Annotated in this window: 14 protein-coding genes and 1 tRNA gene; all 15 read left to right on the forward strand. The window is 58.4% G+C overall.

Features of this window, described 5'->3' with window-relative positions:
- Window positions 1–231 precede the first annotated feature (231 nt).
- The 15 genes from BLP93_RS12555 to BLP93_RS12630 all read left to right on the forward strand — a co-directional run bounded on the left by BLP93_RS12555 (window position 232) and on the right by BLP93_RS12630 (window position 12,077).
- Window positions 232–1,467 carry an iron ABC transporter substrate-binding protein gene (locus tag BLP93_RS12555; protein WP_244148746.1) on the forward strand — a complete coding sequence of 412 codons (1,236 nt, stop codon included), beginning with the start codon at window positions 232–234 and terminating at the stop codon, window positions 1,465–1,467.
- Window positions 1,468–1,570: 103 nt separating this feature from the next.
- Window positions 1,571–1,858, forward strand: coding sequence for a type II toxin-antitoxin system Phd/YefM family antitoxin (locus BLP93_RS12560; protein WP_161946325.1), 288 nt, complete (start codon window positions 1,571–1,573; stop codon window positions 1,856–1,858).
- Between the two features lie 2 nt (window positions 1,859–1,860).
- On the forward strand, window positions 1,861–2,292 hold the full coding sequence (locus BLP93_RS12565) for a putative toxin-antitoxin system toxin component, PIN family (RefSeq protein WP_092122236.1): 432 nt from the start codon (window positions 1,861–1,863) through the stop codon (window positions 2,290–2,292).
- Between the two features lie 120 nt (window positions 2,293–2,412).
- Window positions 2,413–3,486: a FecCD family ABC transporter permease gene (locus BLP93_RS12570; RefSeq protein WP_092122239.1), complete on the forward strand. Its 1,074-nt coding sequence runs from the start codon at window positions 2,413–2,415 to the stop codon at window positions 3,484–3,486.
- Window positions 3,483–4,238: an ABC transporter ATP-binding protein gene (locus BLP93_RS12575; RefSeq protein WP_092122243.1), complete on the forward strand. Its 756-nt coding sequence runs from the start codon at window positions 3,483–3,485 to the stop codon at window positions 4,236–4,238. The genes BLP93_RS12570 and BLP93_RS12575 overlap by 4 nt, the downstream gene beginning before the upstream one ends.
- A 74-nt stretch (window positions 4,239–4,312) precedes the next feature.
- Entirely contained in the window at window positions 4,313–4,924 is a 612-nt protein-coding gene (locus tag BLP93_RS12580; RefSeq protein WP_092122246.1) for an FmdE family protein, read from the forward strand.
- Between the two features lie 117 nt (window positions 4,925–5,041).
- Entirely contained in the window at window positions 5,042–5,701 is a 660-nt protein-coding gene (gene trhA / locus BLP93_RS12585; RefSeq protein ID WP_092122249.1) for a PAQR family membrane homeostasis protein TrhA, read from the forward strand.
- A 4-nt stretch (window positions 5,702–5,705) separates the two neighbouring features.
- Window positions 5,706–6,311 carry a MarC family protein gene (locus tag BLP93_RS12590; RefSeq protein ID WP_092122252.1) on the forward strand — a complete coding sequence of 202 codons (606 nt, stop codon included), beginning with the start codon at window positions 5,706–5,708 and terminating at the stop codon, window positions 6,309–6,311.
- Between the two features lie 330 nt (window positions 6,312–6,641).
- The gene (locus tag BLP93_RS12600; protein ID WP_092122257.1) at window positions 6,642–7,442 is read left to right on the forward strand and encodes an amino acid ABC transporter permease; all 801 of its coding nucleotides are present in this window, start codon (window positions 6,642–6,644) and stop codon (window positions 7,440–7,442) included.
- A gap of 53 nt (window positions 7,443–7,495) precedes the next feature.
- On the forward strand, window positions 7,496–8,335 hold the full coding sequence (locus tag BLP93_RS12605; RefSeq protein ID WP_092122297.1) for an amino acid ABC transporter ATP-binding protein: 840 nt from the start codon (window positions 7,496–7,498) through the stop codon (window positions 8,333–8,335).
- Window positions 8,332–9,165 carry a transporter substrate-binding domain-containing protein gene (locus BLP93_RS12610; protein WP_092122260.1) on the forward strand — a complete coding sequence of 278 codons (834 nt, stop codon included), beginning with the start codon at window positions 8,332–8,334 and terminating at the stop codon, window positions 9,163–9,165. Before BLP93_RS12605 ends, BLP93_RS12610 begins: the two co-directional genes overlap by 4 nt.
- A gap of 61 nt (window positions 9,166–9,226) precedes the next feature.
- The gene (locus tag BLP93_RS12615; protein ID WP_092122263.1) at window positions 9,227–10,111 is read left to right on the forward strand and encodes an amino acid ABC transporter permease; all 885 of its coding nucleotides are present in this window, start codon (window positions 9,227–9,229) and stop codon (window positions 10,109–10,111) included.
- Window positions 10,104–10,574, forward strand: coding sequence for an alternative ribosome rescue aminoacyl-tRNA hydrolase ArfB (arfB, locus tag BLP93_RS12620; RefSeq protein ID WP_244148747.1), 471 nt, complete (start codon window positions 10,104–10,106; stop codon window positions 10,572–10,574). The genes BLP93_RS12615 and arfB overlap by 8 nt, the downstream gene beginning before the upstream one ends.
- 45 nt (window positions 10,575–10,619) lie before the next feature.
- Window positions 10,620–11,747: a metallophosphoesterase gene (locus BLP93_RS12625; protein ID WP_092122266.1), complete on the forward strand. Its 1,128-nt coding sequence runs from the start codon at window positions 10,620–10,622 to the stop codon at window positions 11,745–11,747.
- Window positions 11,748–12,000: 253 nt separating this feature from the next.
- Window positions 12,001–12,077: transfer RNA gene (locus BLP93_RS12630), tRNA-Met, on the forward strand.
- The last annotated feature ends 379 nt before the right edge of the window (window positions 12,078–12,456 follow it).

Consider the following 12,456-nt stretch of genomic DNA (forward strand, 5'->3'; position numbering starts at 1 on the left):
CCTGTCTTGCAGCAGGATGCGGGTAACACGCAGACCTGTGCAAAATAACACGATGTATAGTTTTATATTTTTATGTTGTAAAAAATTATTGAAACGTATACATTCACGCCAACAAATCAACAACTTTTGACAAGACTCCAGCACCACGGATCTATCGGTCAAATCAACAGCCGTTTCGTGACGTCTCGTTGCCGCTCCTGACTCCGTCTCGGCTTGAAAAGATGCAACCTCATGGCAATCATCATGAATTCCGCAACACTACCAGGCAATCATCCTCTGATCAATCGACCCATTCGATCAACTTTGTCCCGGCTGGCCGGGTATATGCAGGGAGAATACAACATGCGACACGTCTCGTCGCGCCTCGCGATCATTCCGGCTATCCTCCTCTACGGCATGATTTGGTCCCTGCCGACCATGGCTCATGCCCGGCAGACCATCGACATCCTGGGCCGGGAGGTGACCATCCCGGCCCAGGTGGACCGGGTGATCTGCTCCGGCTCGGGATGTCTGCGTCTGCTGGTGTACTTACAGGGGCATGACCGGATTGTAGGAGTCGACAGTGCGGAAAAAGGCGGTCTCCCCTTTTCCACGGAGGCCCGGCCCTATGCGGTGACCCAGCCGCACCTCGGCGAACACCCTCTGTTCGGGGAATTTCGAGGCCATGACAATCCGGAGTTGATCGCGGCTCTGGCCCCTGGACCGCAAGTGATCCTCAAGACCAATGCCCCCCGTGACGGCGGCACGGACATGCTTCAGGCCAAGACCGGCATTCCTGTTATCGGCCTGGGCTACGGGAATTTGACCACCCAGCGGGATAATCTCAATCAGACCTTGCGAGTAATGGGTCATGTTCTGGGTTTGGAGGAACGAGCCGAGGCCGTGATTTCTTATTTCGATGTTCTCGAGGCTGATCTGCGACGCCGGGCCGAGTTGGTTTCCGACGACAAAAGACCGAGCGTCTACATTGGCGGCCTGGCCCACCGCGGCGGCCATGGATTCGCATCCACCGAACCGTCCTATGCACCTTTCGCATTCCTGAACGTGCGCAATGTGGCCGGGGAACTTGCCGGAAACAAGGAGACCGTGGCCCATGCCACGGTTTCCAAGGAACAGCTCCTACTCTGGGATCCGGATGTCGTGTTCTTGGACATTTCCACGACCCTCCTCCAATCCGGCGCCAACGGCCTGGAGGAACTGCGAACGGACAAAGCCTACCAGTCCCTGAGCGTTGTCCGCAGCAACAACGTTTTCGGCGTCTTCCCCTACAATGCCTACACCACGAACTACGAATCCGTGCTCGCCAATGCCTATTACATCGGCACGGTACTCTACCCGGAACAATTCGCGGACATCGCCCCCATGGCCAAAGCCGAGGAGATCAGCAACTTTCTCAACGGCGGACCGGCCTTTGAGCACATCAATTCAAATTTCAACAACCTGGGGTTCAGCAGGGTCACGTTCTGATCAACATCCAGATGGCGACGCGAAAAATTCTCTACATTTGACCAACACCATCATAACGGCTACTTTTTGGTACAAATAAATGCACCACAAAGTGGAGTTGCGTATGAAAATCATCAGCGATCGAGAATTCAGGAACAATCCCGGAAAACTTCGCAAGGAGCTGGAGCATGGCGATGTCGTGCTTGCGAAACGTGGAAAGCCGTATGCGGTGATGCTGCCTGTCATGAATATTGAACGTTTGGACGAAGTTCTGGAGCTGGCATCCCGCATCAAGGCGCAGATGGCCTTGTCCCGCGTCAGAAACAAGGCTGCGCTCAGTGGAATGGATCAGCTCAGCGAGGCGGAAATCGATGCGGAAATTTCGGAGGTTCGCAAGGAAAGGCGAACGTAGCGATGCTGGCGGTAGTGGACACCAACGTCCTGGTTTCAGGCCTGCTCACCCTCCACACCATACCGGCCAGGGTGGTGGATATGATCTACACCGGCCGCATCCACTGCCTGCATGATGATCGCATACTGGATGAATACCGACGTGTCCTGTCCCGGCCAAAGTTTGCCCAAGCCATCTCATCGCGGGAAGTGAACGACCTGCTTTCCTATTTGGTCCACTCCGGCCGAACCATCCTTTCCGAACCGCTCAGAGGGCTCCCAGGAAACGTCCCGGACCCCGACGATCTGCCTTTTGCCGAGGTCGCCGTAACCGGAAATGCTGCATGCTTGATCACCGGAAATACGATCCATTTCCATTTTCTCACCATGCCTCCCTGGAGCATCGCGGTTTTCTCTCCTCGCGAAGCCTATGACATGCTTTGCAAGGAAGTTTGATCCGGCATCATCTTGAACATGGCTCACACGTCGTCTCAAACGATCTCCCCCCTGAACAATGATCCCGATTCAAGAAGCAGCTGACCTTCCAACCTTTCATCCTGATTACATCACGCCGCCATGACCCATTTTGATCACGGCCAACCGCCTTCGGAATATAGCGCCTACATCGGCCGCAAGATCCTGTTCCTGTTTTTGCTGACCCTGCTGACCGGTATGTTGCTGGTCACGGCTGTTTCCCTGGGGGCGGTGCGCATTCCGGCATGGGATGTAATTCTGGCATTTTTCGGCTTGAGCGAGGACGCCCGGTTTTCCATCATCATCCGCAACATCCGTCTGCCTCACGCCCTGGCCGCCTTGCTGGCCGGGGCCGGGCTGGCCGCGGCAGGGGCGGCCATGCAGTCCATTCTGCGCAACCCCCTGGGATCGCCCTTCACCCTGGGCATTTCCCAGGCCGGAGCGTTTGGCGCGGCCTTTGCCGTGATGCTCCTGGGCACCGGGACCATGCAAAGCACCCAGGTGGGAGCGGTGAGTATCGCCAACCCCTACATGACCACGATCTGTGCGTTCATCGCCTGCATGGCCGCATCCCTGATCATCATCGCCATTGCCCGGCTGCGCGGGGCCAGCCCGGAGGTGATGGTCCTGAGCGGGGTGGCTTTGGGATCGCTCTTTTCCGCCGGGACCATGTTTTTGCAGTATTTTGCAGACGACGTGCAGCTGGCGGCCATGGTCTTCTGGACCTTCGGCGACGTGGGTCGGGCCGGTTGGCCGGAAGTGGGCTTCATGGCCGTGGTTGTGGCCGGGGCACTGCTCTTTTTCATCCTGAACCGCTGGAACTACAATGCCATCGACGCCGGGGACGAGACGGCCAGGGGGCTGGGCGTACGCGTGGAGCTGGTCCGGATGGTCGGCATGATGGTCGCCTCCCTGGTCACGGCAGTGATCGTCTCTTTTCTGGGCATCATCGGCTTCGTGGGGCTGGTTTGCCCGCACATCGTGCGCCGGATCATCGGCGACGACCATCGCTTTCTGCTGCCTGCCTCGGCTCTCACCGGCGCCTGTCTGCTTTTGGCCGCGGATACCGCGGCCCGCCTGATGCTCGCCCCCCGTGTCCTGCCCGTCTCCATCCTCACGGCCTTTCTCGGAGCGCCCACTTTTCTCTACCTGCTGATCCGGGGACGCAACCGATGATTCTCGACGTGCAAAACATCCGCATCGGCTACAACGGCCGACTGGTCCTGCAAGGCCTTGACTTTGTCGTGAACCGCGGCCAAGTGCTGACCATTCTCGGCCCCAACGGCGTGGGCAAGACCACGCTCCTGCGCTGCATCAACGCCATGCTCAAACCCAAGTCCGGGGCCGTGCTCGTGGAAAATGCCGACGTCTTCCGGATGCGCGCCGGAGACATCGCCAAGCGCCTGGGCTACGTGGCCCAGCGCAACGAGGCAGGACGCATGACCGCCTTCGACGCCGTGCTCCTGGGTCGCAAGCCGCACCTGCGCTGGAAGGTGACCGAATCCGACCTGCGCAAGGTGGACGGCGCCCTGAAACAGTTGGGCCTGGAGCATCTGGCCCTGCGGCATATCAACGAGATGAGCGGCGGCGAACTGCAGAAGGTCTGCATTGCCCGGGCTCTAGTGCAAGAGCCCTCGGTGCTGCTCCTGGACGAACCCACCAGCAGCCTGGATCTCAAGAATCAGCTGGAGATCCTGCGCACCATCAGCCATGTGGTCCATGAACACCAACTGGCCGCGGTGATGACCATGCACGACCTGAACATGGCTTTCCGCTTTTCTGACGCCTTCGTATTCATCAAGGAGGGCAAGGTCTTCTGCTGTGGAAAGAACGAGGAACTCACCCCGGACATGATCCGGGAAGTCTACGGAGTCCCCGTGGACATCCTGCGCCATCAGGGACAAACCGTGGTCGTTCCCTGCGTTTGATGTTCATAGCTCGAGACACGTGGCTTCCTCAGCATCTTTTTTATCATCAACAAACAAATCAACAAGGACATGACATGAACTGCACCCTGACCCAGGAACAGGTGGACCGGGCCGTGGCGTTTCACGGCCATGAGTGCCCGGGGTTGTGGATCGGCCTGCGGGCTGCGGAGCTCTGCCTGCGCGAGCTGGGCCACAACGATGACAATCCGATCACCGCCGTTGTGGAGACGGACATGTGCGGCGTGGACGGCATCCAGGTGCTCACCGGATGCACCCTGGGCAAGGGCAATTTGATCCATAGGGATCTGGGCAAGACGGCCTTCTCCTTTTATCGAACCACGGATGGCAAGGCCCTGCGGGCGGTCTTCCAGCGAGAAGCCATGGGACCGGAGAACGGCGAGTTGCGCGAATTGATGAAAAAAGTTTTTTCCGGCTCGGCCACCACAGAGGAGCAGAGCCGCGCCAAGGAACTCAAGACCAAGACCCGCCGGCGCATCTTCGAGGCTTCCCTGGAGGACCTCTTCACAGTGACCGAACCGACCGCGCCCGCACCGCGTTCCGCCAAGATCCTGGACAGCCTGAACTGCGTTGCCTGCGGTGAATCCACCATGGAATCCCGCACCCGCCGCTTTGCCGGCCAAACCTACTGCATTCCCTGCTTTGCAGTCGTGGAGCAAAAAGTGTAGGTTCAGGCCATATACTCGATCATTCGCATGGTCCGGTCCACGTCTTTTCGTATCACCCGTGGCATCCGGAACTTTCATCAACCAATTGTCCATAACCAGTTACAAGCGGGAGAGACCATGGTCGCCCTGGACATTTCCGGAAGATACACCCTGCGTGAAGAGGTCGCGAACAGCATCACCCACGGCCTGGGCGTGGTGCTGTCCATTGCCGGGCTGGCGGTTCTGACCGGACTGGCCGGCCGCTACGGCGATGCCTGGCATATTGTGAGCTGCAGCATTTTCGGTTCCACGCTGATCCTGCTGTACACGGCCTCCACCCTGTATCACGGCATCCCCCATCCCGGCGCGAAAAAGATCCTGCGGATCGTGGACCACTGCGCCATTTTCCTGCTCATAGCCGGAACCTACACTCCCTTCACCCTGGTCAACCTGCGCGGGCCCTGGGGCTGGTCGCTTTTCGGCGCTATCTGGGGGCTCGCCCTGCTGGGCATCATCCTCCAGCTGACTCCCTGGCGCCGCTTCCGGGTGCTGTCCGTGCTGCTCTACGTGGGCATGGGCTGGGCTGTGGTCGTGGCCACCAATCCGCTGCTGAACGCCGTTCATCCCAACGGCCTGCTCCTTCTGGCCCTGGGAGGCCTGGCCTACACCGGAGGCATCGTCTTCTACGCCTGGCGCAGGCTGCCCCATCACCACGCCATCTGGCATCTGTTCGTCCTGACCGGCAGCGTATTGCACTTCTTCGCCGTGCTGCTTTACGTCATCCCCTTCAGCGCCTGATCCCATGACCGAACATTTCAATCTCTTCCTGAGCGTGTACATCATGCTCTTCTTCCTGCTCACGCCCTTTTTCGTCCTCTCCGCTTTTTTGTCCATGACCAAGGAAATGGGCATTCCCGCACGCAGGCGGCTGGCCCGTCGGGTCACCCTGGCCGTGACCATTACCGGATGCATCCTCTCCGTTGCCGGCAACGCCATCTTCAATGTATTCGGCATCACTCTGGATGCCTTTCGCATCGGCGCGGGCGCTCTGCTCTTTCTCTCCGCCGTGTCCCTGGTCCGGGGCACCAGGGTCGAGCCGGCCCAGGAATCGGACGGCGACATCAGCGTGGTGCCCCTGGCCATCCCCATCACCATCGGCCCGGCCACGGTGGGCGCCCTGCTGGTCATTGGCGCCGGCGCCGAAGATCTGACGGAACGGGCCATCAGCATCATCGCCTTCATTTGCGCCAGCCTTTCAGTGGGGTTGATGCTCATGACCGCCAACACCATTGAACGAGTCGTGGGGCGACTGGGGCTGACCATCCTCTCCAAGCTAACCGGTCTGATTCTCTCCGCCCTGTCCGCGCAGATCGTCTTCACCGGAATCAGAGGCATGCTGGAGTTGTAATTATAAACGCCACCAAATAGCATAGATTTGACTTTCAAGGACATGAATCTTATCCAAAAGTATCATGTCCTGTCGTGCCTGCCTGTTTCGCATCATTCCATATCGTCCCAACCGTCTGCCCGCTCCTGCAAAGATTTTTTTCGGACCCGGCGGCTGTCGAAGCGATATGATTCAAAGACGCAACTTCGTGTTCCCGGGGTTGCCGATTCTGCCTGACTCTCAAACGACTCCCCTCGCTTCTTTCCCCATTCCTCCCAATACGAAGACCAGCCTGGATTCAGCTCCCAACGACATCATTCTCCAGACCTGCGAGATCAATCCGTGACCTCAATGGCCATTCGGCCCATCCGCTTTGCAGTAAATCATTATCGAGATTTCCTGCTCTACGCCCTGCTCATGGGGGCATTGGCCTGGTTCATTGCCAGTGGAGAGCAGAGCATGGGATACCAGTGGAAATGGTATCGCATGTCCCGGTATCTGCTCCAGATCACCGAGGACGGCTGGATCATCGGGCCGCTTTTCCAGGGACTGATCGTCACGTTCAAGATTTCCGGCCTGAGCCTGATTCTGGCTTTGTTTTTCGGCCTCACAGCAGCTCTTTTCCGCCTCTCCGACTCATTCACGGCCAGACTGGTGGCCAAATGCTATATCGAATTCATCCGCAACACTCCGCTTCTGACCCAGATTTTTTTCATTTACTATGTCATCGGACCGGTCCTGGGGCTGAACGCCTTCGGCTCCGCCGTGCTGGCCCTGTCGCTCTTTGAAGGCGCCTATGCCTCGGAAATCTTCCGGGCGGGAATCGTCTCCATCCACAAGGGGCAATGGGAGGCATCCTACAGTCTGGGCCTTTCTCAAAGGGACACCTACCGCAAGGTGATCTTTCCCCAGGCCATCCGACGGATTCTGCCGCCCCTGACCGGCGTCGGCGTCACACTGATCAAGGATTCCTCCCTGGCCAGCACCATCGCCATCTACGAACTGACCCAGCAGGGCAATATCGTCGCCTCGGACACCTTCATGGTCTTCGAGGTCTGGTTCACGGTGGCGGCCATCTATTTGGCCATCACCTTCCCCCTGTCCATGGCGGTGGCCGAACTGGGCAAACGGATGCGCTCCAGAGAGCAGTGACGCTCGATGTGAACAGCATAGGCTTCAACAGAAACATGAACTTGAGCAAGACCATGCAGACAAGCACCCAAAAGTCGATCACCCCGCCGAAGAAGACCATAGGTCCAGAGATCATCGTCGTCCGGGACATCGTCAAGACCTACCCCGGCGGGTTCCGCGCCCTGGACCATGTCTCCTTCACCGTTCGCCAGGGCGAGGTGGTGGTGGTCATTGGTCCCTCTGGTTCGGGCAAATCCACATTGCTGCGCTGCTTGAACGGCCTGGAGGATATCGACTCCGGATCGATCACCATCGACGAGGTTCCCCTGGATGATAGTCCCCGGAACCGGCTGACCATCCGGACCGAGGTGGGCATGGTCTTCCAGTCCTTCAACCTGTTTCCGCACATGACCGTGCTGCAGAACGTGAACCTGGCCCAGGTCCAGGTCCGGAAAAAATCCCGCAAGGACGCCGAAGAGACGACATTTGGCCTGCTGGAACGGGTCGGGCTCACGGACAAGGCCCACGCCTACCCGGCCCGCCTTTCCGGCGGGCAGCAGCAACGGGTGGCCATTGCCCGGGCTCTGGCCATGCATCCCAAGGTCATGCTCTTTGACGAAGCCACCAGCGCCCTGGACCCGGAGACCATCGGCGAAGTCCTGGAAGTCATGAAGGGCCTGGCCTTCGACGGCATGACCATGGTCGTGGTCACCCATGAAATGGGCTTTGCCCGCGAGGCCGGCGACCGGATCGTCTTCATGGAAAACGGCCGGATCCTGGAGGAGGCCGAAACGCAGGACTTTTTCAGCCGTCCCCGCCAGGAACGCACCCGAGCCTTTCTCAGCCAGATCCTGTGCGGACCAATGCCTGGCTTTGAAGAATCAACCTTAACCACCAAGGAGAACAACAAATGAAAATTTGTCGCAATCTGCTGCGTACGGCCCTGATGGCCGCCTTGCTCCTCTGCATAGCCGTCACGGCTCAGGCCCGGAACATCACCCAGGAACTGACCCGCGAAAGCGCCCTGACCCGGATCATGGAACGTGGAGCCCTACGCGTGGGCTTCGACACCTTTGTGCCGTGGGCCATGCAGGACAAGACCGGGGAGTTCATCGGCTTTGAAATCGACGTTGCTAGGCGCTTCGCCGAGGATCTGGGCGTGCGCGTCGAACTCGTGCCCACGGCCTGGCGAGGAATTATCCCGGCCCTGATGACCGGCAAATTCGACCTGCTCATCGGCGGCATGAGCATCCGCGCCGACCGCGCCCAGCAGGTCTATTTCAGCATGCCCTACTACTTCACCGGCCAATCCCTGGTTGCCCATCGGGATAAAGCCGCCGGCTTCACCACCCTGGAGGACTTCAACAACTCCGGCGTGATCATCGTCGCCCGCACCGGCACCACGGCCCAGCGCGCCGCGGAAACATTCTTCCCGGATGCCCAGCGCAAGTACTTTGAAAAGGAGCCCCAGGCCGTCCAGGAACTGCTCATGGGCCGTGCTCATGCCCTGATCGGCAACGCTCCCCTGCCGTCCCAGGAAGCGATTAAGAATCCGGATCGACTCTTCCAGCCCATTCCGGAAAACCTGACCCGTGAACCCGTCGGCATCGCCATGCGCAAAGGCGACCCGGACATGCTCAACTACGTCAACAGCTGGATTCTCCAGATCACCGGCGAAGGCTGGATCCAGGAACGATATAAATTCTGGTTCGAAACCATGGACTGGAAGGATCAAGTCGAATAACCCCCATAACCCATAACCCATAACCTATTGCCCCTAGCCCAGAACCCATTGCCCCTAGCCCATGCCCCAGAAGAAACCCCGCTTCACCACCCTCGACGCCGTCCTGATCCTGGCGATCATCGCCTTCGGGGTCTTTTTCGTCTGGCGCGTCACGACCACCATGGAGTACCAATGGCGGTGGCATTTGCTGGCCAACTATCTGCTGCGCTGGGACGAGGCCGCCGGGCGGTGGGTTCCGGGGCTGGTTACCCAAGGTTTGCTGACCACGATACGCCTCAGCTTTTGGACCATGCTTCTGGCCACGCTCATCGGCACGGTGATGGGCCTGGCCAGATCGAGCAAGGCCTTGTTTCCACGCATGGTTGCCTGGACGTATGTGGAAGTGGTGCGCAACATCCCGCCGCTGGTCTTGATCTTCATTTTCTATTTTTTCCTGGCGGACCAGTTAATGTCTTTCCTGGGAGTGGATGCCCTGCTGCGCAACCTCCCGGACTGGGCCAGGGATCTGCTGCCCTGGGTGGCCGTGCCCGTGGACCGGATGCCCAATTTTCTGGCCGCCCTGCTCACCCTGGCTGTCTACGAAGGAGCCTACATCACCGAGCACGTCCGGTCCGGGATCCAGTCCGTAGAGCGGGGCCAGCGCGAGGCTGCCTATGCGCTGGGTTTGTCCTCCTGGCAGCAGATGCGCCACGTCATCTTTCCCCAGGCCCTGTCCCGGATCATCCCGCCGCTTTCCGGACAGTTCATCGCGACCATCAAGGACACGGCCATCGTCTCGGTCATCAGCGTGCAGGAACTGACCTTCCAAGGCTTGGAACTGATGGCCTCAACCTACATGACCTTTGAGATCATGATTACCATTACTGCTCTTTATCTGACCGTAACCCTCAGCTTCTCCTCCCTGGCGGGCCTGGTTGAGCGCCGGATGCGCAGAGTGTATGGATAAGAATATGAGCATGGATGCGGAAGAACGACAGAAGAATCATACTCCCATTACCTCTGAAGAACTCGAACGTTCTCCGGACCTGGAGCTGGAGTTTATGCGCGCGTCCGGCCCCGGTGGGCAGAACGTGAACAAGGTCTCCACGGCCGTGCGCCTCCGTTTTGCCGTTCACTCCACCCCGCTACTGACGGACGAGGTGCGACGGAGGTTGATCCGACTGGCCGGAAAAAGGATGACCGAGGAAGGCGAACTGATCATTGAGGCCCGCCGCTTTCGGACCCAGGAACGCAACCGGGCCGATGCCCTGCAACGGCTGGCCGATCTGATCGCCGCAGCCAGCCAAGCGCCCAAACCACGTCGGGCCACCAGGCCGACCCTGGCTGCGCGTCGGCGACGGATGGAACAAAAGAAGGAGCGAGGCAAGATCAAACAGACAAGGGGAAAGGTCGGAAGCGAGGACGCATAAGAAGTGAAGGTGAAGATTCAGCCGTGACTCACGGAGAACAATGACATGACTTTTTTTCTCATCGCAGCATTGGTTTACTTTTCCATGCATCTGCTGGTCTGGGCAAGGGTCGGGGTACAGCTCGGCATCGGTTGGCGGCCATGGCTTCTGGGATTGGCTGCGGCTCTGGCGCTGACCCTGACGCCGTTTCTGGCCTATCAGATTCCTGTTGATTGGCCCCAGCCCTTGGTACGCACCCTCTGGTGGCTGGTCTTTGTCTGGATGGGGCTCGCTTTCTACCTGTTCTGGCTCCAGTTCCTGAGCTACATCCTTGAAATAATCGTCGGGTTGCTGCCAAAATCGCAGACCGCCTGGTTTCCCAGAGGCAAGCTCCAATTTCATGCGGTTCTGATCCTGGGCTTCATGATCGTTGGTTACGGCCTGTACGCAGCCACAAAGTGGGAGGTTCCACAGATCCGCATCCAGACGCCATTGGTGGCCGAGGACACACGCATCGTGCTGATCAGCGATACTCACTTTGGCGTCATGACCCGCCAAGCGTGGGTGGAACGGCTGGTAGCCTTTATCCAAAACCTGGAGCCGGACCTCGTGCTCCTGGCCGGCGATCAGATCAATGATCATCCGGAATGGCTGGAACCCAAGGCCGCTGTCATGGCGAACCTTGATCCACCTCTCGGTGTCTTCGGCGTGCTCGGCAACCATGAATCCTATGTCGGCATCCATCCCACCTGGACGTTTCACGACCAGGCCGGGATCACCCTCCTGCGCAACGAGACGCTGATCTTGCGTCATTCCGGCATCCAGCTGATCGGCATCGACGACCCGACCTGGGGCCGAATGGAACCCCAATTCATAATCCAACATCTTGAAAATCTGGCTCCGGAACTCTCTCCCGAGCATTTTCAGATCCTGCTCACCCACCGCCCCTGGGCTTGGGAAGAAAAGGCAGTGCCTTTGGGAATCCACTTGATGGTCGCTGGCCACACCCACGGCGGGCAGATCTATCCCTTTCACTGGTTCGTCCGTTTGCAGCACAAATATATCGCCGGACATTTCCAACAGGATCAAAGCCATCTGTTCGTAACCACCGGCGCCGGCACCTGGGGCCCGCCGATGCGCGTCAGAGCAAAGCCGGAAGTGGTGATCATCGATCTGATCAGGGAGGAGGGGTGAGGTGTTATTGGTTATTGGGATGATGGGTTGAGAATTGATTTTGGTTTTTTAAATTCCGTTGCGAATCCAAACCTGTTGGCTGTGGGAGTATTTCTTCAATGGCATTTGTAGCCCTCTTTCCCTTTATTCAGTCCATTCACAACCTGAACAAGCAATCTGCTTCCCGTATCGTTTTTTTCGCATTTCGGCACTTGCCAAAATCTGTTCGATCCTATAAATAGCCAAATTCTTGTTCGGGAGGCACTCCCTCAAGGGCGAGGTAGCTCAGGTGGTCAGAGCATGCGGCTCATATCCGCAGAGTCGGGGGTTCAAGTCCCTCCCTCGCTACCAAGCAAAATCAAGGGTTCCGGTTAATTAGCCGGAACCCTTTTTTTATCCAGCCTGTGTAGAGTAGAGCGCTAATTCCTTCGTCACTCAGGACTTTTACCGAACGCCTCGTCGCACGCGACTACTACGTGTCTACTGATATGCATTCCGGACATCAGCGCCCCCTCGTCGAACCGTACGTGCGGTTTTCCCGCATACGGCTCTCCGATGATCTTTCAGCCACAGGCATTCACAAGGAGTTGACGGCTTTTGTATCTCTTACGCAGGTAGACCAACCCCAGGCCTTGCAAGGCCGCATACAGCGAACCTTCACCCAGACGTCGGCTGCGCCGTTGGCTCCTGGTCGTCAGAAAACGACCAAACCGCTGCTGCACGTACCAAT

The organism is Desulfonatronum thiosulfatophilum, assembly GCF_900104215.1.
Classification (GTDB): Bacteria; Desulfobacterota; Desulfovibrionia; order Desulfovibrionales; family Desulfonatronaceae; genus Desulfonatronum; species Desulfonatronum thiosulfatophilum.